This window comes from Rhodococcus sp. Leaf233 (assembly GCF_001426165.1).
GTDB classification, from domain to species: Bacteria; Actinomycetota; Actinomycetes; order Mycobacteriales; family Mycobacteriaceae; genus Rhodococcoides; species Rhodococcoides fascians.
Map to the genome: position 1 here is coordinate 133,404 of NZ_LMRO01000012.1, position 18,638 is coordinate 152,041.

The 18,638-nt window shown below is 64.7% G+C and carries 16 protein-coding genes and 1 tRNA gene; 7 read left to right on the forward strand and 10 right to left on the reverse strand.

Annotation, left to right across the window (positions count from 1 at the left end):
* Positions 1-52: 52 nt before the first annotated feature.
* Positions 53-1,222, reverse strand: coding sequence for a thiolase family protein (locus ASH04_RS20325; RefSeq protein WP_057474384.1), 1,170 nt, complete (start codon positions 1,220-1,222; stop codon positions 53-55).
* A 93-nt stretch (positions 1,223-1,315) separates the two neighbouring features.
* Here ASH04_RS20325 and ASH04_RS20330 point away from each other — a divergent pair, with 93 nt between their 5' ends.
* Complete coding sequence (locus ASH04_RS20330; RefSeq protein ID WP_094621350.1) at positions 1,316-1,786, forward strand: winged helix-turn-helix transcriptional regulator; 471 nt, start codon at positions 1,316-1,318, stop codon at positions 1,784-1,786.
* Between the two features lie 217 nt (positions 1,787-2,003).
* On the opposite strand, the gene ASH04_RS20340 is transcribed toward ASH04_RS20330, so the two are convergent.
* On the reverse strand, positions 2,004-2,594 hold the full coding sequence (locus ASH04_RS20340) for a LysE family translocator (protein ID WP_057474385.1): 591 nt from the start codon (positions 2,592-2,594) through the stop codon (positions 2,004-2,006).
* Between the two features lie 52 nt (positions 2,595-2,646).
* Here ASH04_RS20340 and ASH04_RS20345 point away from each other — a divergent pair, with 52 nt between their 5' ends.
* Entirely contained in the window at positions 2,647-3,201 is a 555-nt protein-coding gene (locus ASH04_RS20345) for a CGNR zinc finger domain-containing protein (RefSeq protein WP_057474386.1), read from the forward strand.
* A 411-nt stretch (positions 3,202-3,612) separates the two neighbouring features.
* Here the strand turns inward: ASH04_RS20345 and ASH04_RS20350 are convergent, their stop codons facing one another.
* The 7 genes from ASH04_RS20350 to dcd form a co-directional block, all read right to left on the reverse strand.
* Positions 3,613-4,692, reverse strand: a complete 1,080-nt coding sequence (locus ASH04_RS20350; protein WP_032374830.1) for a fused (3R)-hydroxyacyl-ACP dehydratase subunits HadA/HadB — start codon at positions 4,690-4,692, stop codon at positions 3,613-3,615.
* An 83-nt stretch (positions 4,693-4,775) separates the two neighbouring features.
* Positions 4,776-5,744 carry an Hsp70 family protein gene (locus ASH04_RS20355; RefSeq protein ID WP_032392118.1) on the reverse strand — a complete coding sequence of 323 codons (969 nt, stop codon included), beginning with the start codon at positions 5,742-5,744 and terminating at the stop codon, positions 4,776-4,778.
* A 136-nt stretch (positions 5,745-5,880) separates the two neighbouring features.
* Positions 5,881-6,168 (reverse strand): ANTAR domain-containing protein, encoded by a 288-nt coding sequence (locus ASH04_RS20360; protein WP_057474387.1) that lies wholly within the window; start codon positions 6,166-6,168, stop codon positions 5,881-5,883.
* Between the two features lie 150 nt (positions 6,169-6,318).
* Complete coding sequence (locus tag ASH04_RS27015) at positions 6,319-7,377, reverse strand: hypothetical protein (RefSeq protein ID WP_057474388.1); 1,059 nt, start codon at positions 7,375-7,377, stop codon at positions 6,319-6,321.
* An 84-nt stretch (positions 7,378-7,461) separates the two neighbouring features.
* Positions 7,462-8,901 carry a CYTH and CHAD domain-containing protein gene (locus tag ASH04_RS20370; protein WP_057474614.1) on the reverse strand — a complete coding sequence of 480 codons (1,440 nt, stop codon included), beginning with the start codon at positions 8,899-8,901 and terminating at the stop codon, positions 7,462-7,464.
* An 85-nt stretch (positions 8,902-8,986) separates the two neighbouring features.
* Positions 8,987-10,525 (reverse strand): Hsp70 family protein, encoded by a 1,539-nt coding sequence (locus ASH04_RS20375; protein ID WP_162247556.1) that lies wholly within the window; start codon positions 10,523-10,525, stop codon positions 8,987-8,989.
* 105 nt (positions 10,526-10,630) lie between these two features.
* A complete protein-coding gene (gene dcd / locus ASH04_RS20380; protein WP_027495411.1) occupies positions 10,631-11,209 on the reverse strand; it encodes a dCTP deaminase in 579 nt (192 codons plus the stop codon).
* Positions 11,210-11,349: 140 nt separating this feature from the next.
* On the opposite strand from dcd, the gene ASH04_RS26810 reads away from it, so the two are divergent.
* The 5 genes from ASH04_RS26810 to ASH04_RS20405 all read left to right on the forward strand — a co-directional run bounded on the left by ASH04_RS26810 (position 11,350) and on the right by ASH04_RS20405 (position 17,382).
* The gene (locus ASH04_RS26810) at positions 11,350-12,078 is read left to right on the forward strand and encodes a hypothetical protein (protein WP_051364987.1); all 729 of its coding nucleotides are present in this window, start codon (positions 11,350-11,352) and stop codon (positions 12,076-12,078) included.
* Entirely contained in the window at positions 12,075-14,189 is a 2,115-nt protein-coding gene (locus ASH04_RS20390) for an Rv1355c family protein (protein ID WP_162247557.1), read from the forward strand. The genes ASH04_RS26810 and ASH04_RS20390 overlap by 4 nt, the downstream gene beginning before the upstream one ends.
* A 143-nt stretch (positions 14,190-14,332) precedes the next feature.
* Positions 14,333-16,126: a putative bifunctional diguanylate cyclase/phosphodiesterase gene (locus ASH04_RS20395; RefSeq protein ID WP_057474390.1), complete on the forward strand. Its 1,794-nt coding sequence runs from the start codon at positions 14,333-14,335 to the stop codon at positions 16,124-16,126.
* Positions 16,127-16,145: 19 nt separating this feature from the next.
* A tRNA-Gly gene (locus tag ASH04_RS20400) sits at positions 16,146-16,219 on the forward strand.
* Positions 16,220-16,407: 188 nt separating this feature from the next.
* A complete protein-coding gene (locus tag ASH04_RS20405; protein WP_057474616.1) occupies positions 16,408-17,382 on the forward strand; it encodes an esterase/lipase family protein in 975 nt (324 codons plus the stop codon).
* Positions 17,383-17,386: 4 nt separating this feature from the next.
* On the opposite strand, the gene ASH04_RS20410 is transcribed toward ASH04_RS20405, so the two are convergent.
* Complete coding sequence (locus ASH04_RS20410) at positions 17,387-18,574, reverse strand: PucR family transcriptional regulator (protein WP_032367074.1); 1,188 nt, start codon at positions 18,572-18,574, stop codon at positions 17,387-17,389.
* Positions 18,575-18,638 lie beyond the last annotated feature (64 nt).

The window sequence follows — 18,638 nt, forward strand, 5'->3', positions numbered from 1 at the left end:
TGGTGCGATTATGTGCCCTCTAGAGCACATAATCGCGCCACTGCCGCAGGCATTACAGGCGTTCGATGATGGTGGCGTTCGAGAGCCCGCCGGCCTCGCACATCACCTGTAGGCCGTAACGCTGCTCGCGCTCGGCGAGCGCGTGGACCATGGTCGTCATGATTCGGGCACCGCTGCCGCCGAGCGGATGGCCGATGGCGATGGCCCCGCCGTTGACGTTGACCTTGTTCATGTCTGCGCCGGTTTCCTTCGCCCAGGCGAGCACAACCGACGCAAAGGCCTCGTTCACCTCGAACAGGTCGATATCGTTCATCGTCAGCCCGGCTTTGGCGAGCACCTTCTGCGTCGCCGGAATGACGGCGGTGAGCATCATCAACGGATCGTCACCGACCACCGCGAAGCTGTGCAGCCTCGCCATTGAAGTCAGGCCGAGTTCCTTCGCTTTCTCACTGGTCGTGATCATGACGGCCGCACTACCGTCGTTGACCTGACTTGCGTTGCCTGCAGTGATGTTCCAACCGATTTCCGGGAACCGCTGCGCCATGGCGTCGCTGTAGTAGGCCGGTCGCAGTCCCGCCAGCGCATCGAGTGTGGATCCGGTGCGGATTCCCTCGTCGCGGTCGAGTCCGCGGATTGCGGTGATCTCCCGCTTGAAACGCCCCTCTTCGGTGGCTGCGGCAGCCTTCGCATGACTCGATAGAGCGAACTCGTCCATCTCGGTACGGCTGATACCCCATCTCGCCGCGATCAATTCGGCACTGATGCCCTGCGGCACCAACCCTTCCGGATACCTCTCGATGAAACCGACACCTGCCGGATCCTCGGTTCCCACCAGGTTCGACCCCATCGGAATGCGGCTCATCGACTCCGAACCGGTAGCCACGGCCAGATCGTAAGCACCGGAGATCACGCCCTGTGCGGCGAAATGTATTGCCTGCTGGCTACTTCCGCATTGCCGATCGACGGTAGTTGCGGGTACGGATTCCGGATAGCCCGCCGCCAGCGCCGCGCGCCGAGTCATGTTCGACGCCTGATCCCCTACCGCGGTGACAACTCCGCCGATGACGTCGTCGATCTGGGTCGGGTCTATCCCACTGCGCTGCACTACTTCCCGCAGGCTGTGGGCCATCAGGTCGACTGGATGCTCGGGATGCAACGTGCCGTTCGCTTTGCCCCGCCCGACCGGGGTTCTGACTGCCTCGACGATGACTGCGTCTCTCATGACGGCTCCTTGTCCGATCGATCCGGTCCTATCGGATCGCTGACACCACGGTAAGAGCTGGCTATAGTTTTGTAAAGTCAGTAGGATCGTGGCATGCCCCTCCACATGGACGGCCCACTGTCCGATCTCGACAGCTGGACAGCAGGTGACCGTTGCTCCATCGCACGCGCGCTGTCGGTGGTCGGCACCCGATCGACGATGCTGATCCTGCGCGAGGCGTTCTACGGAACCACCCGCTTCGATGACTTCAGCCGACGCGTCGGCATCACCGACGCCAGCAGTGCGGCCCGACTCAAAGAACTGGTCGACGTCGGAATCTTCGTCAAGAAGCCCTACCGCCCCGAAAAGGGCAGAACGCGCTACGAATACGTTCTGACGAGAATGGGCGAGGATCTGCTGCCCGTCGTACTCGGATTGATGCAGTGGGGCGACCAGTACCTGCAACAAGACGACGGACCGCTCGACGTCGTCGATTCCCGAGGCGAGCCCGTGCGCGTACGGGTCACCGACCGCGTCGGTTCCGAAGTGCCGATGAACGAGCTGCGAGTACGCGTTGCCGGATGATTGCCGGGCCGACGCGTAGCGTCTCCGCCATGGACGATGAATCGTGCATCGAACCCGAGAATGACCCGCGAGCACAGTGGCGACAGCTACCAGACCCCGTGCAGCCCAGCCACGAGGGCCAGGCCCTGGAATCCGACACTTCCATTTGGGACCACAAACCCAAGAACGACCCGAGCATGGACATCGTTCGCTGATTTGCGCAAGTGCCTTCTTCGGGTCACACCGCTTCGACGGCGAGTGCGACTCCGATACCGATGAACAGGACTCCGATCACTCGGTTCCAGGATGCCGACTTCGACGAACCACCGGTCAGACGGCCCACAGCCGCAGTGACTACCGCCCAGACCACCAAACCGATTGCCACATCCACGATTCCGAGTATCCCGATCTGCAGGGGAAGCGGTCCGTCGGCATCGACGAACTGCGGCAGCAGCGCGACGAAGAACAGAATGGCTTTCGGATTGAGCACGTTCGTCACCAGGCCCATGCGAAACCAGCGCACATCGGAGGTCGCACGCCTCTCCGACGACGACTGTCGCAGCGCGGAAATACCGAGCCACACCAGGTACAGACCCCCGAGAATCTGAATGATGCTCAGCGCCATCGGTGATCGGGAGATGAGCAGTGACAGCCCCACCACCGCAGCGATCATGTGCACGCACAGTCCGGTCTGCGCGCCGAGGCCCGCTCGCCACCCGGCACTACGGCTGCTCGCTGCCGCCCGGGCCACCACCGCGAAGTCCGGACCGGGTATCGCGTAGGCCAACAGCACGACGCCGAGGAACGGTAACCATTGGATGTCCGTCATCGTCTCGACGGTATCTGATGCTTTTTGATACGTAAACCGTTAGAATCAGCGAATGGACTGGAACTGGCTCGGCGACCACTTCGCACTCGACGTGGTCAACACCGTGCAGTTGCAACGCGGCACCTACGTCGAATTGATCGCCTCCGCCGCCGATCTCTGGGAATGGGCCGAGCTACAGGGTGCCCGGGTGCCCGAAACAATCCCCGACGATGCCGACATCGACACGTTCCGGCTGACGCGAGATCACATGCTGGCGCTACTGCGGGCGGTGGCGTCGGACATGGAAGTTCCGGGAGACAGCGTCGATCACATCGACGACATTGCCCGACGCCATCCGGTGACCCGTCGGCTCGATCTTGGGGGCGGCGGTGGCGTCGGACATGTTGTGGGGACGTCGGATCCGGTCGACGTGATACGCGCCCGTGCAGCGTCAGCGGTCATCGATCTACTGAACGGACCGGATCGCGCACGATTGTCACTCTGCGACGCTCCGCGATGCGGTCAACTGTTTCTGCAGGATCGACCCAATCAGCAATGGTGTTGCAGCGCATGCGGAAATCGAGCACGTGCGGCACGACACCACGCAAAGGAGAAGCGCGGATCATGAACAGTTCAGTACGCCAGGTGGCGCAGCCGACACATCTACGCTCCCAGCAGCAATCCACACCCCCCACACGGGGCGTAAATTCCGAACCGGGGCGTAGATTGCGACCCCACCCACACATCCACGCCCCCACCGACACATCAGCTCCCCACCTTCGGAAACCCGACGCCGATCGGAGTCAGAAATCCGAAACCGAGGAGCCGATACGCGGCAACAAGCGCAGCCGACACATTTACGCCCCTATCAGCAATCCACACCCCCTACACGGGGCGTAAATTCCGAACAGGGGCGTAGATTGCAACCCCCACCCACACATCCGCGCCCCCACCGACACATCAGGTCCCCACCTTCGGAAACCCGACGTCGATCGGAGTCAGAAATCCGAAACTGGGGAGCCGATACGCGGCAACAGGCTCAGCCCAATTGCACTGTCGCAGTAGCGCGGTGGCCGAAGATTCGCTTGCCCTCGAAGGTCGCGCCGATCGAGATGACGGCCGTACGGGACTCCTCGTCCTTCGACTTGATCTTGCCGCCGAAGACGATTTCGGCCGGCTTGTGTGTGTCCACCGGGATCGGAGTGGTGAATCGAACGGTGTAGTCCTTCACCGCGCCTGGATCGCCGAGCCACTCGCTGATGAATCCGCCGCCGACACCCATGGTGAGCATCCCGTGTGCCAGGACGTTCTCGAGATCGATCATCTTGGCGAACTTCTCGTCCCAGTGAATCGGGTTCGCGTCACCGGCGACGCCGGCGTAGTTCACCAGATCTCCGCGAGTCAAACGCACAGTGCGCGAGGGCAACTCGTCGCCGACATTCACCTCGTCGAACTTCCGAGTGGGCTGACCCCGGTACTCCTCGACGATGAGCGGCTCGTGTTCCTGCGGAGTGGACAGGGTGTCGTGCTCACTCGCCTCGGCACTGCTGGTGTCGGTCGTCGCACCGAACATCACGATGTTGCGAGCCGCCTCGGAGATGGCCGGATCGATCTCGCCGGATCGCCCCACGAGCAGCGTGGTGTACGTGGTCTGCACCAGTTCGTTCTTCTGGTTGGACACGACGTTCTTGGTGATCATCATGTCTCGACCCATGACCGTCTTGAACGCGTCGAGGGAGACATCGCAGGTCAACTGGTCACCGGCCAGAATCGGCTTCTGGAACACCAGTACCTGATCGGTCTGCAGAATCTGGCTGAGGTCGTATCCCTCGGCGATGGACTGCAACAGCTTCTTCTGCGCCAGAGTGCCGACCAACGACATGAACGTCAGCGGGGCCACCAGAGCGCTGTGGCCCAGCGCTGCTGCGGCATCGCCGTCCCAGTGGGCGGGGTGGAAATCCTGAACGGCACGGGCGTACTCGCGAACCTTCTCGCGGCCCACCTCGTAGTAGTCCTCGGTGCGGTAGTGATACCCGACCATGCTGCGCGCGTGCTCCGCCGGATCGAATGCTCCCGCATCGGATGCTGCTGCGCCGGACTCCGCTACCTGCTCTGCCACTGTTGCCCCACCGTCTCGTCCCTACTGTTCATCATTACCCGAGCAACCTACCCAACGACGACGCACGTTGGCCAGGAAGAGGCTCAGGCAGAACGGTGCCGCGGGGCGTCCCGGTACCCCACCATGCCCACCATCGCGGCCGGCTGAGTCAGCACCGACGCACTGCTCATCGCGCCGCGCGGACGGTGTTGGCGCGACGCGACCGCATCGATCGCCATCAGGGCAGCCCCGTGCGCAGTGAGGGACTCGGGATTGGCAGGCGCGACGACGGGCAACATCAGATCGCGTCGAAACATCCGACGAAGCGACGGCAGGTTGGCGCATCCGCCCACCATCACCAACGCGTTCACGGCGCAGGGTGCGTCGACGATGATGCTGGCCACCCAATCTTCCAGTGATCGGATACTGCGCTCGAGAACATCGTCGAACGTGTTGCGCCACAACCGGACCGGTCCGCCGACGAACGGCCCGGCGACCTCGGCCACCCGCAGGCGTGACAGCTGTTCGCGTGCCGTGCGAACCGACACCAGCAACTCCGCGCGGGCCCGTTCCGAGGCCAATTCGTCTGCCCCGTAGACGGACAGAAGGTAACGCGAGATCTGGGCGTCACACCCGATCCCGCCGAACAACGTGGTGCGGACCGAACTGTGCACCGCTCCCGTGGCGGGGTCGGCAATGGACACGGTGGTTCCCGACGCCCCGATGTCGCACACGGCCACGGTGCGCGCACCCTCGAGCATCCCCGTGCCGCGTAGATACCGAAGTTGTGCCCCGAGCTCCGACGCCACCAGCAGACGATCGGCCTCGTACGTCGAATATGCCGACGTGCGTCCGCGCGCACCGGGATCGTCCGGAACGGCGAGAACGATGTCCGGTCGATCCACCATCTGATCCCGCGACATCGAATCCAACAGATCGAGCGCGACCTGCAGATGGTCGTCCGGATCGAACGATCGCACGACGTGCGCAGAACGTACCGACTCGTCCGACGCATCCAGGGCTACACCCCGGGCAATGGCTGAACCCACCGAGACACCAAGGACAGATCTCATGTTCCCTCGACTCGTCTGCTACTCCGACCTGGCGATCGTAGCGCCTCGAACCGTCTGGAAGTCGGTAAACGCCCTGTTCTATTCAACTTTCGGTTTGTTTTGGGATTCGTTACAACCACTCGGGCGACGAATTGGGTCAGGCGACGTGCCCGAACCCGTCCCGACGGTCGGCGAGCAACGAGCCCCACTCCTCCTGCGCCGACGACATCGCGACACAGCCCACGCCGTTGTCGGAGTCCATTCCTCGTGCCGCAGTGACGATGGACCGAGCCGACTGCACGAGAGAAACATCGAAACGGAAACTGTGCGCTGCCAATTCGGCGAACGCCTCATCCGGACTGCAGCCGCGCAAAGCAATGAGAACACCCACCGCCCTGTCGATGGTCGTGCGCGTCACCGGTTCTACTGCGGATTTGTCGGTCATCGAGAACTCACCGTCTACTGGTCGATCACCCGATGGTAGCCAGGCTCGAGCAGAAGTTCAGGTGTCCGAGTCGAATTCACACACCTGTCACACCACGGACTTCTCGAAGTAGCGAACCCGCTCGCTCACAACGGATTATCGATGAAATCGTCACTCGGCCGGATCGGTGACAGGTGGTTCCTCCGTCCGAGGCGCGGGCTCGGGATCCGTCGGCCCCGAAGGCTCCGTGGGCTCCACGGGCTCGGTCGGCCCCGTGGGCTCCGTCGGCTCCGTGGGCTCGGTCGGACCCGGTTCCGTGGGATCGGGGACGTCCGTATCGGTGGGAGCTGTGGTTTCGTCGTCGGTCGGCGGAGTCTCGGTCTCGGGCTTCGAGTTCTCTGTTTTCGTATCCCGACCACCGGGGGCGGAATTGCCGCCACCCGAGTTCTCCCGTCCCGTCGACGACGAGCTCGGTGCGTTCGACGTCGCACTCGGGGCCGCCGCCGGGAACGCGTCGATCCAGATGCCTCCCGACCCGGAGCCGGCGGTCGATACATCCAGAACACCCGCGCCGATCGGTGGAACCGCGGACGGCCCAGCCACAGGAACAACCGGCCCGGCGCTCGACGCCGGCCGACCGGGCACCGATGGGGCGATGCTGGAATCTGCGGTATCGAGTACTGCGTCCTGAGTCGGCGCGGGTGAGGAGAACGCCCACACGGTTGCGCCACTCAGAGCAGCCAGCACGGCCACACCCAATCCGACCATGGTCCATCGAGATCCCCGCGACGCAGCATCGAATTCTCCGGCCCGATCGTCCAAGCCGGGTTGCCCCGCAGCGATCTCGTCACCCGGCGGACGGCCCGTCCTGGACGCGGCACCGACGACGGCGGCGGCCACGTCCAACGGGTACTCGTCGGGCAACCGCGGATCGTCCATCGCCAAGACCTCGACGTCGACGACGCGGTGGTCGGCCAGCGCGGCCCGAACGATCTCGCCGTGCAGAAGGTTGTCGCAGACCACGGCGGCACCGTCGACGATCAGGTCTCGTTGAGCTGCCTGTACACGCATGATTCCGAGAACCGTCGCAACGGCGTCACCGATTCCGCCGGGGGCAGCGGCGATCGACACGGGTCGCGAGGTGACCGGGCCCAGACCGGGGAGATCGGTTTCGACCAAGACGGCCGAGATCTCGTCGGTTCCGACGTGAACGCCCAACGCAACGGACATACCCGTCGACCCCCCCAACTCGATTCGGCCTCACAGTACACTTCGAGGGCCTAAACGGGGAAAACGACGGTTTGTGTGCCGGGGTCAGAACTCCAGCTTGCTCGCCTCGTCACGAGCCAGTTCGGCTGCACGGCGCTCACGCTCGAAGAGCAGTCCGAACGTGAACCCGTTCTCGCCGGAGGCGGTTCCCGCTCGAGCCCCGAGGGTGCGCAGAATCTCCGCCGCGATGACGGCATCCTGATGCTCGCCCAGAACTTCTTGAATCTGCTTGTATCTCTTGATATTCGACTTGGACACCTTCTTGTCCACGACGGGTGCCACCAACTCGGCCGCATACCGAGCCCGCTTCGAGGCCTTCCTCGCGCGGTGCAGTTGCTCGTCGTCGGTGCCTCGCACAGCCTTCTCGGTGCGGTCTACGGCCTTCTTACCGGCCTTGCGCGCCAGCTTGATCAGCAACCGCTCGCTCACCTCGCCGTCGATCGGCAATCCCCTCGACCAGGCAGCCACGGTCGTGAGCAACTCTCGATACCGTTCGCCGTCGAGCTCCGCCATCGCAGCTCCGCGGTGGCGGATCTGCTCGGCCAGCAGGTCGTTCTCGATGCGCGACGCCACCGGGCCCAGAACCAGTTCCGACGGAAGGTCTCGCAGCGCCGCTGCAAACCGCGCCCGCTGCACCTGCCGATCTCGCACCTCGCCGAGCAGGCTTGCATACCAGGACAATTCGGCTTCGAGTGCGGCCGCGGGCTCGTCCTCGAACACGCTGCCGAAGACGCGAAGCGTACTGCGATAGCGCCTGATGGCCACCCGCGTGGAGTGAATCGGATCCAGTCCGCGGCGCAGATACACGTCGCCGGCCACGATGGCCTGCGCTTGCTCGTCGAGATAATCGACGAGCAACCGAAGCCCGTCGTGCGCCGGCTCCTCCCGAACCACCGACAGCGCACGGTTCAACTTGGATGGATGTGCCGACGGCGTCGCACCCGACGCGCGAAGCACCTTGCTCGCCTTCTTCAGGAACGATTCCGAGCCGGCGGGCCCGAGCTCGACTTCCACCTCACGCCACTGCGGCCCGGTCGCGCCGCCGATCAGGACGACCGACACCGCGTCGTCGGCGAATTCGGCCACGACGGCTCCGGATGCATCGGTGACGGTACGAATCTTCCGACGCGTCGTCAGGGTGGCGACAGCCGACAACTGCTTGCCCATGACCGCCCCGCGCAGTACGTCGGCCAGCTCGTCGGGCACGACCTGCGGGTCGCCGTGGCCGAGCGGAAGCCTGATCTCGGTTCGCGCCTTCTCCGCAGGAACCTTTGCGTGCCAACCGTTGTCGGAGTCTCCGGTGCGTCGCCGAAGGGTGATTCCCCGACGCAGCAGATCGTGACCGGTGGTGTCGAAGTACTCGCTGACCAGTTCGGTGTCGGTCTCCACCGCCGCGCCGTCGGCAGGAACGAGCGAGGTGAGGGAGGGGAACTCGAAGTCTGCATCGACATCGAACTTGTCTTCGCGCTCGGTCTGTGACTCCATACCGACCATCCTGCCTCGAGGACGCGGCCCCGTGGCGGTCGAAACCGTAGATCTATCGCCACCACGGCGAAACGAACGGCGGTGTCTACGGTCGCCGAGGCGTGGTGATCGTGGGTTTCGTCGGGGTCGAGGCGCGAGTGGTGGTGTGCGGCAACGTCGTTGTGGTCGGCGCAATGGTGGTCGGCGCGGAGGTGGTCGGCGCAGTGGTGGTCGTGGGGTGAGCCGGAGCCGTCGTGGTGGTCGGAGCCGTGGTCGTCGTCGGGACTCGCGTGCCCTCACGCGCGGGCCGAAGGACAGTGACGTCAGGAATCGTGCGGGTCGGAGGCGGTGACTCGGCACTGCTCGGCGAGGTGGGTGCAGGAGAGGACGTCGAGACTCCAGATGTCGGAGACGTCGAGGACGACGCGGCCACGTCCGTGGCCGACACCGAGGGCGGCGTCGACACGGACGGTGAGCCGTCCACCGCAGGCATCACAGCCTGCGATCGGGCGGAGGGCGACGCATTCTGCGAGGTCGCGATCGACGGTTCGGGGGTGTCGTCGGTGGTTCGGGCCGCTGCCGCGACCACGGTTCCGGCCACGCACACCGCAACGAGCGCGGCAAGTGCGCCCCCGACGCGGCGGGACTTCGCTGCCCTGGCCATTCGCCTCGACGGGCTGCCGCTGTGCCGCGGACGACGGGAGGGCACGGCGGTCACGGCGGTCACGGCGGTCACGGCAGGGGCCGGTGCAGGCCTGGCTCCCACGGTCCGCGCGATCCCGGCCGCCCCACGGGCGGCCAACAATTCCGGTCGTTCCGGAACGTAGACGGGCACCGACACGGCGTCGAACAGTGTCTGCCGAACGATCTGCATGTTGGCACCGCCGCCGACTGCGACAATCGCCTCCACGTGAACGCCGCTCGCGGCGACGGACTCGAGCACGTCGACGGCAGTGAAGACTGCTGCACGAACGGCGTCGCCGATGAGCTCGTCGAGGTCGTGTCGCCACAACGAGGCGCGACCGCCGACGAACGGCCCGACGACGGAGACGCTGCGCAGGATCGACAGCTGGTGTTTGCCGTCTCGCACGTCGTGCACGAGCTGTCGACGAGCTGCCACCGTCAACGCCTCCGCCGCGCCGAACGTCTCGATCAGGTGGTCGCTGAGCACACGGTCGCAGTCGTCGCCGCGGAGTTCTTCGGTGCGATGCGAGGCCAGGACGCGACCGGACTCGACGTCGACCACCGACACGCTGGTGCCGGATGCGCCGACGTCGAACAGCGCGACGCAACGCTCACCGGCGAGCACTCCGGTTTCTCGTAACGCGCCCAGCTGCGCACCCAGTTCGGATACGAGCACGATGCCGTCGGAGAAGTCCTCGCGGAAGGCCGTGTCGGGATCGCTCTCACGAAGGGCGAGCACCGGGTAGTGGCGAGTGGACGCGTATTCGTCTGCCGTGCTGTGCACCGATGCGACGACGGCATCCCAGGGATCCGGGGCGAGACCGTTGGGCGCAGGCCCGGTGGCAACCGGTTCGAGGACGTGGAGCACCGTGTCGACACCCGAGCTGTCGCTGATCACACTGCGGACGCCACTCGACCCCAGGGAAGCGCCGAGTACGGACGGATCGGGTACCGCGGACACGAGAAACCTCATTCTGGTAGGCCCCAACCCACGTTCGAGCACCAGAATACCGCTACAACCGGGAACTCACCAGGTTTCGTCCAAGAAAACAGACCGAACGTTGGTCTATGTCACGTCCGACTGGATGAAGTTCAGATACGCCTTCGACGGAGTGGGACCACGCTGCCCCTGGTACTTGGAGCCCACCGCGGCGCTGCCGTACGGATTCTCCGAGGGCGACGACAGCCGGAACAGACACAGCTGCCCGATCTTCATTCCCGGCCACAGCGTGATCGGGAGGTTGGCGACGTTGGACAACTCCAACGTGATGTGACCGCTGAATCCGGGGTCGATGAATCCTGCCGTCGAGTGCGTGAGCAGTCCCAGCCGGCCCAGAGAGCTCTTCCCCTCGAGTCGACCCGCCAGATAATCCGGCAACGTCGTCAGTTCGAGAGTGGAACCGAGGACGAATTCCCCCGGATGAAGAACGAACGGCTCACCCGCTCGTGGCTCCACCAACGTCGTCAGCTCGTCCTGCTGCTGGGACGGATCGATGTGGGTGTACCGGGTGTTGTTGAACACCCGGAACAGCTTGTCGAGTCGCACATCGACGCTCGACGGCTGCACCATCGACGGATCGAAGGGATCGATCGCCAGGTTGCCCAGGGTCACTTCGGCACGAATGTCACGGTCGGAGAGCAGCACCACTGCAGGCTACTGGTCCTCACGGGCCTTACGCGAAGCACCCGAGTGACCACTTCCACAGGTACGTGCGGACCGAACAGTCGGACAATCGATCGGTCACACCTCTCACATTCGGTGACACTCCCTCAGGAAGAGCCCCTATGTACATTCGACCCAAGCGCATTCGAATCGACGTTCCTTCGTACTTCGATCATCCCTCCCAGTGCCACATTCTGGCCACGACTCCCACCCGAAGTCCCGCTTTGTGGACGCAATTTCTCGACGGTGCCGAAGAAAGCTACCGACGCCACGACGTGACACCAGCGCTCGAGATATCGGCAATTCGCGACGGCGGGACCACCGCATTGTTCTTCGCCGCTCTCGACCGAACCGGAACGATCCTCGGCGGCGTTCGCGTTCAAGGGCCGTATTCTTCGGCCGATCAATCACACGCACTCGTCGAATTCGCCGCGCATCCCGAGGGCCGTCATCGCGTTCGCGCGATGCTCGACAGCCGTATCGAGGACGGGGTCGTCGAGATCAAATCGGCGTGGGTTGCCCCGGGAGCACCCCGCGGTCGCGCCGTCACCACCATGATCGCGCAGTCACCGGCGTACAGCACAGCACTGCTGGGCGCTCGTTACGCGCTGGCCACTGCCGCCTCCCACGTCCGCGCCGCGTGGCTGCGCACCGGAGCAGCGATCGCAACGCACATCGAACCGGTGCCGTACCCCGACGACCGATACCGAACCGAGGTGTTCTGGTGGGACCGAACGACTCTCGCGTTCGATGCCGAACTCGAGACGTGGCGGCGCATGAAACGCAACACGGTCTCGCTGCTCGCGCAGCACGGCACGTCGAAGAACCTGCACTCGGCGGTGGCGTCGTGACGATTCCGAACACTGTCGAATACAGCTGGCAGCCTGTGATATTCGACGAGACGGTCGCCACACAGCGGGCCGCCCTGGACGAGCTACGGGGTGACACCTCGATCACCGTTCTCGACGAACGCGCCACCCAGCGAGCCGGACTGCATGCATTGTTGCCGAGCCCTGAGCAGAGCCTTCTCGACGAAAGCGACAGGTGGGTCTATTTCCCGTGGCGCAATACCGTCGTCGCCGTTCTCGGTCCGAATTCGTATCGGCACCTCCGACTGGACCGAAACAGAAACAAGATAACCCTCGAGGAACAGCAGAAATTGGGAGATCTCACGATCGGCGTCATCGGATTGAGCGTCGGACACGCCATTGCGCACACTCTCGCACTCGAGGGAATCTGCGGAACTCTTCGCCTCGCGGATTTCGACGAGATAGAACTGTCTAACCTCAACAGGATTCCGGCGTCGATCATCGATCTGGGCGTCAACAAAGCCATCGTCGCCGCCCGGCGAATCGCCGAAATAGATCCGTACCTGACGGTGGAGGTCTTTCGGAACGGGATCGACGAGACCACGATCGACGAGTTCTTCGACGGACTCGACCTGCTCGTCGAGGAATGCGACTCCCTCGACATCAAGGTCCGCGCACGAGAGGCGGCCAGGTCGCGTCGAATCCCCGTACTGATGGAGACCTCCGATCGAGGTCTGCTGGACGTCGAGCGATTCGACCTCGAACCACAGCGGCCGGTGTTTCACGGCGTACTCGGCGACATCGAGTCCGCCGGCCTGCACGGACTCGGAACCCGCGACAAGATTCCCATCGTGCTCGATCAACTCGACGCCTCCCTGCTCTCGGCTCGGATGGCGGCCTCGATGGTGGAGGTGGGCGAAACGATCGAGACGTGGCCCCAGCTGGGCGGCGACGTCCAACTGGGGGGTGCCACCATCGCCGCGGCGGTCCGACGCTTCGGGACCGGAGCGCACCTACCGTCCGGACGTATCCGCATCGATCTCGAGGTGCACCTCGACGGGCTGAACACGCCGGCCCCCACCCGCAGACAGGTCTCGGGTGATGCGGCCGGTCCGCAGAGTGTGGATTCCCACGACTCGATACTCGAAGCGGCACGACGAGCGCCTTCCGGCGGAAACAGTCAGCCGTGGACCTTCTCCTCGAACGGGCCGACCTTCCGGGTCGACGTCGATCGATCCCGAACGTCCACCCTCGATATCGCGTACCGCGGCAGCTTCGTCGCTGTGGGCGCAGCCGGATTCAACGCGCGCGTGGCCGCCGCCGCCCAGGGCACGCTCGCCGGCATCGAGATCACCGACGAGGCGGTCGAGCTGTCGTTGCGCGACGGTACCGCCGAGCCGATCACCGATCGACGCCTCCTCGACGCCGTGCTCACCCGATCCACGGACCGAGAGCTCGGGTCACCGTCGACGCTGGACGATGCGGTGGTCGCCGATCTCGTTGCGGCCGCAGCCGCCGAAGGCGGACGTGCCGTGCTGTTGACGACGCGCGAGTCCATCACCGCGGCAGCAGACATTCTCGCGGCCGCCGATCGGATTCGGTATCTCACGCCGCATCTGCACCGAGAGATGTTCTCCGAACTGCGCTGGGCAGGCGATCCGGACCCGGATCGGGGCATCGACGTCGCCAGCCTCGGCATCGACGCCGCAGACCTGTCCACGCTGGACATCATCGGGCGGCCCGACGTCATGGCCCTCGTGGCTGCCTGGAACGCAGGCGCTGCCCTGGCCACCGACATGCGCGATCGGGTATCGGCGAGCTCTGCGCTCGCAGTGATCGTGGTGCCCGGATCGACTCCGGCGCATTACATCCGGGGTGGATTTGCCACGGAGAACGTTTGGGTGACTTCACATCTGCACGCACTGGCAGTTCAACCCGTCTCGCCACCGTTCCTCTACGCACGCACGATGGACGAGCACCGAGAATTGTCTCCGACCCACGCAGAGACGTTGCAGCAGTTGAACTTCGAGCTGCGGACGTTGGCGGAACTGGACGAGGCCGAGTCGATCGCTCTGGTGTTGCGGCTCGGTACCGCGCCACGAGGCGCGATATACAGTCGCAGAGTCGCGGTTTCGGCGTCCTTACCGGGGTAGAGTCCGGCATAGACCAGGGGGAACAGTCCTGCACTGCGTCTACAGGAGCGGTTCACGAGACCGCGTCGACGAGAGGCGGGAGTAGGGCCCTGGAGAACAGTCGGACACTCGAGGTCCTCGTCACCGGCGTCGCCACCGAACTCATGGGAGTCGACGCGGCGACGGTGCGAGAAGCATACCTGTCGGTACTGCGTCAGCTCGTGGACTACCTCGGCATCGATTTCAGCTTTCTCCGGCACCACGATTTCGATGCCCGGGCAACCAGACTCACCGCGGAATGGCCACCGCGCCTGAGCGTGCCCGATCCCGACCCCCTGGCCGTCGTCTACTTCGACGAGGCCGACTCGGTCTTCGCGATGGCCGAAACACTGTCCGAACCGGCAGTGTTTCGGCCCGACCCGGAGCAGGAGGACTATCGCCGACGCGTCGAGACCGCCTCGGGATTGAGCGCCACCTCGATGGCCGTCGTGCCGCTGCTGCACTCCGAACGCACCACCGGAATTCTGGGCTTCATCAAAGTGGGAGACCGGAGTTGGTCCGAAGCAGAACTGAACGCCCTCAAAGCAATTGCTGCTCTCCTGTCGCAATTGCAGGCGCGAGTCAGTGCCGAGGAACAGATCAGGTTCTCGGCCTTGCACGACGGTCTCACCTCACTCCCGAACCGCACCGCACTCACGCAGCACCTCCATGACCGACTCGATCCGTCGATGCCCGGTCCGGTGGCGGTGTTGCACATCGACCTGGACCGCACCAAGGCGCTGAACGACTTTCTCGGACACCTCGCCGGCGACCAGTATCTCCAGGCTGTCGCCGGGCGCCTGCAGACGTTCGTCGACGAATCGGCGAGTCTCGCGGCCCGCCTGAGCGGCGACGAGTTCGTCGTGGTCCTGGCGGGCCCGTGTTCCCACCGCGTCGCCACCGACCGTGCCCGCACGATCGCCGGGTCGATACAGGCACCGGTCACTCTCGGTGTCGAGAGAATCGGTCGCAGCGCCAGCATCGGAATCGCCTTCGGCGTGCCCGGCACCCACACCGCCGACTCTCTGCTCCGACAAGCAGGGCAAGCCGCTCTGGTGGCCAAGCGTGCTGGTGGACATCACATCTCGCTGTTCACCGACGAGATGCACGCGCAATCCGAACTCCGCAACGACGTCGAGATCCATCTGCGTGACGCCATTGCAGGCGACTCGCTGACGTTGCACTTCCAGCCCGAGGTCGACCTCGTCACCGGGCGCATCACTGCGGTGGAGGCACTGGTTCGGTGGCTTCACCCCACCCGCGGGCTGCTACCACCGTCCGCCTTCATTCCGGTGGCGGAGGAGACGAACCTCGCCGGCGAGCTCGGTCGGTGGGTTCTCGACCACGCGTGCCGGACCTTGGCCGCGTGGCAACGGGACATCCCCGGCCTCGACATCGTGATGCGCGTGAACATCTCGCCCGTACAGCTGGTCACCACCGGCTTTGCGGCCACCGTGGCGAGCGCCCTCGACGAATTCTCGATCGCGGGCTGCAACCTGTGCCTGGAGATCACCGAAGTAGCCGTCGTACAGGATCTTTCGCGTACTCGAGTGACGCTCCGAGAACTGCGGGACCTCGGCGTGCAGGTGGCGATCGACGACTTCGGTACCGGATACAGCTCGCTGTCACACCTCAAGGAACTGCCCGTCGACGCGCTCAAGATCGACCGCGCGTTCGTCACCGACCTCGGATCGGGAGCGACCGACGACCTCGCGATCGTCCAGTCGATCATCGGGCTCGCGCACGCGTTCGGCCTGAGCATCATCGCCGAGGGCGTCGAAACCGAGAGTGCCAGGAGCACATTGGTGGCCTTGGGCTGCACCCGCGCTCAGGGCTACCTCTTCTCCGAACCGGTGCCGGCCGAGGACGCCCAGGCCCTGCTGCACGGTGTACGCATCGACGTCGGGCCACCCTGCTAATCTGGACGCCGCACCACACGCCGGTGTAGTTCATTGGTAGAACGCGACCTTCCCAAGGTTGAGAGGCGGGTTCGATTCCCGTCACCGGCTCCACGTTCCTCTTGTCGGCGGTAAACCCGTCTTTCGATCGATCCCTGCGTCTGCACCCTCGCCGTCACCGGTAGCTCGGTCGGCAATCGGCATGCGACACAATAATCGCTACAGAACTATTGTTGTGACTTTTATGCGTTCATGTCCGAATTCGTAGGGACATTTCACAACTGCAGGAATACCGTGTGGTCATGCGCGGACCACGCCGAAGTCTGATTCTTCTCGTCGTCGCACTCACCGCTGCACTGTCGGCCTTGTCGACCCAAGCGGCACCACTCGCACATGCCGGCCCGCTCATGCCCATCGCAGCTGCACCGCCGCAACCCGACCACGCCGATGCCATTCGGTACGCGTCGACCAACCGCGACGCCGCCCCGCCCGGGGCCAACGACATGAGCTGCGTGCCCTCTGCCGAGCACCCCAATCCTGTCGTTCTCGTCCACGGCACCGACGCCACCGCCTACTCCGATTGGGCCGGCTTCTCACCCATCCTGCGCGCCGCAGGCTTCTGTGTCTTCGCGATCAACTACGGCGCGTCGCCGGACGGTAAGTCCAACGGCTACGGAGTCATCGAAGACAGTGCAGCACAACTGAAATCGATGACAGCGACCATCCTCGACGCGACCGGCGCCGCGGCGGTGGACGTGGTGGGCTACTCGCAGGGTGCTGCCGTCGCCCGATACTTCGTCAACAGGCTCGGCGGGGCCGATGTCGTCGACCGATGGGTGGGAATCGCGTCACCGACCTACGGCGGCACCATGTACGGAGTCGCCCCCGTCGTCCAGGCCGTGCCCGGCGCGACCGGTCTGGTAGCCGACGAATTCGGCCCTGGCCTCGCCCAGTTGATGGCCGGATCGGACTTTCTCGAAAACCTCAACGCCGGCGGCGACACCGTCCCCGGCGTCGACTACACCTCGATCGCCACCAAGGTCGACGAGGTCATTCAGCCGTATACCAATGCGCTGCTGCGAGATCCGGGAGCGCACAACATCGTGATCCAGGACGTGTGCCCCGACACCGAGGTCGCCCACTTCACCTTCACCTACGACCCGACCGCGCTGCGTCTGGCGCTCAACGCACTCGACCCCGCGAATGCACGTCAGCTGTCCTGCGTTCCGGTACCGCTGGGAACGGGAATCCTCGACGTCGTGCTGGCCAGCCACTGACCCGTCAGGTCAGTAGTTGATGGGCTCGAAGCCCGACATAGAGTTCGGCGGCCTGCACGGGATCACGGAAGTCGCGACCGGTGAGTTCGGCGATACGCCGCAATCGGTACAGCACCGTGTTGCGGTGGTAGTGCAGCTGTTCCGCGGCATCCTTGGTGGAGCCACCGCACGAGAACCACGCATCGAGAGTGGCGAGCAGACTCGTCCGCTCGGCGCGGGGCAACGCCAACAGATCGCCGAGGATCTGACGGGCCGCGATACGGCCGGATTTCGGGTCGCGCGCGAGCAGTAGCGGCACCGGTACCGAGTCGTAGCGCACCGGCGTCGACGGCACAGAATCGGGAAAGCTGCACGACCGGGCCAGACGGGCCTGCCCCACGGCGTCACCGATTCCCGACGGCGACCGGAACACCGAACTGACACCGATCCGCCCCGGGCACAGTTCTCCGAAAGTGGCCAGTGCTGTATCGATGTCGGATTCCCTAGCGGCACAGAACAATCCGATGCTGCCGTCCACCTCGGCATCCCACACCGACTCGGTTCCCGCGGCCCGCAACCGAGCGACGACGCCTTCGATACCGAGTCCCGTCGACGAGGGTTCCTGGGAAACCACCGCAAAAAAGCCGCGATCCGGAATTCGGAACGCACGCAGGGCATCCGCCGCCGCGGCCGGATTCGCGGCGTGATCGGCGAACAGCACCCGAATCAGCCGGCCGCGGGCTTCGGCGCTCTCGCGGGCTCGCATGTCGGCGCTCTCTCGATACGCCTCGGCCGCCTCGTCGGAATACACGTCGACCAATGCCCACACCTGCGCCGCCATGTCCAGCAGCGCGTGGCTGGCCCTACCGTGCGAACGCACCATCAACTCGTCCCAGACCAGCCGACCACCGAGCCGGAACGCGTGCAGCAATGCCGCCAGCGGTACACCTTGCTCGGCCTTCAGCCTGCCCGCCTGCTGCGCCGACTCGAGCCGAACCGGTGCACGCCCGGACAGCTTGCCCAACATCGACGCCAGATTGCTGCGAGACGCTTCGTGGAGTTGATCCGCGGTGAGCAGCGTCGCCTCCAGATACGCGTGCTCGGCTCCCAGGATGCGCCGGACCAGTTCGCTCGCCAGCTCGTCGACGTCGTCGAGCATCGCCGCCGCCAGCTCGGTCGGTGACGGATGCAGAGCGGACTCGGTGGTGGTCATGACTGAACCATAGCCCGGCCGATGTAAGCCACACCACACCCAAACTGTGCGACGGCACAATCCG

Coding starts and splice junctions, on each gene's coding strand:
- ASH04_RS27015 (WP_057474388.1), bottom strand. CDS start 7,377: ATGTCCGTTGCGTTGGGCGTTCACGTCGGAACCGACGAGATCTCGGCC.
- ASH04_RS20405 (WP_057474616.1), top strand. CDS start 16,408: ATGCGCGGACCACGCCGAAGTCTGATTCTTCTCGTCGTCGCACTCACC.
- ASH04_RS26810 (WP_051364987.1), top strand. CDS start 11,350: ATGTACATTCGACCCAAGCGCATTCGAATCGACGTTCCTTCGTACTTC.
- ASH04_RS20330 (WP_094621350.1), top strand. CDS start 1,316: ATGCCCCTCCACATGGACGGCCCACTGTCCGATCTCGACAGCTGGACA.
- ASH04_RS20360 (WP_057474387.1), bottom strand. CDS start 6,168: ATGACCGACAAATCCGCAGTAGAACCGGTGACGCGCACGACCATCGAC.
- ASH04_RS20355 (WP_032392118.1), bottom strand. CDS start 5,744: ATGAGATCTGTCCTTGGTGTCTCGGTGGGTTCAGCCATTGCCCGGGGT.
- ASH04_RS20340 (WP_057474385.1), bottom strand. CDS start 2,594: ATGACGGACATCCAATGGTTACCGTTCCTCGGCGTCGTGCTGTTGGCC.
- ASH04_RS20395 (WP_057474390.1), top strand. CDS start 14,333: ATGGGAGTCGACGCGGCGACGGTGCGAGAAGCATACCTGTCGGTACTG.
- ASH04_RS20370 (WP_057474614.1), bottom strand. CDS start 8,901: ATGGAGTCACAGACCGAGCGCGAAGACAAGTTCGATGTCGATGCAGAC.
- ASH04_RS20325 (WP_057474384.1), bottom strand. CDS start 1,222: ATGAGAGACGCAGTCATCGTCGAGGCAGTCAGAACCCCGGTCGGGCGG.
- ASH04_RS20345 (WP_057474386.1), top strand. CDS start 2,647: ATGGACTGGAACTGGCTCGGCGACCACTTCGCACTCGACGTGGTCAAC.
- ASH04_RS20410 (WP_032367074.1), bottom strand. CDS start 18,574: ATGACCACCACCGAGTCCGCTCTGCATCCGTCACCGACCGAGCTGGCG.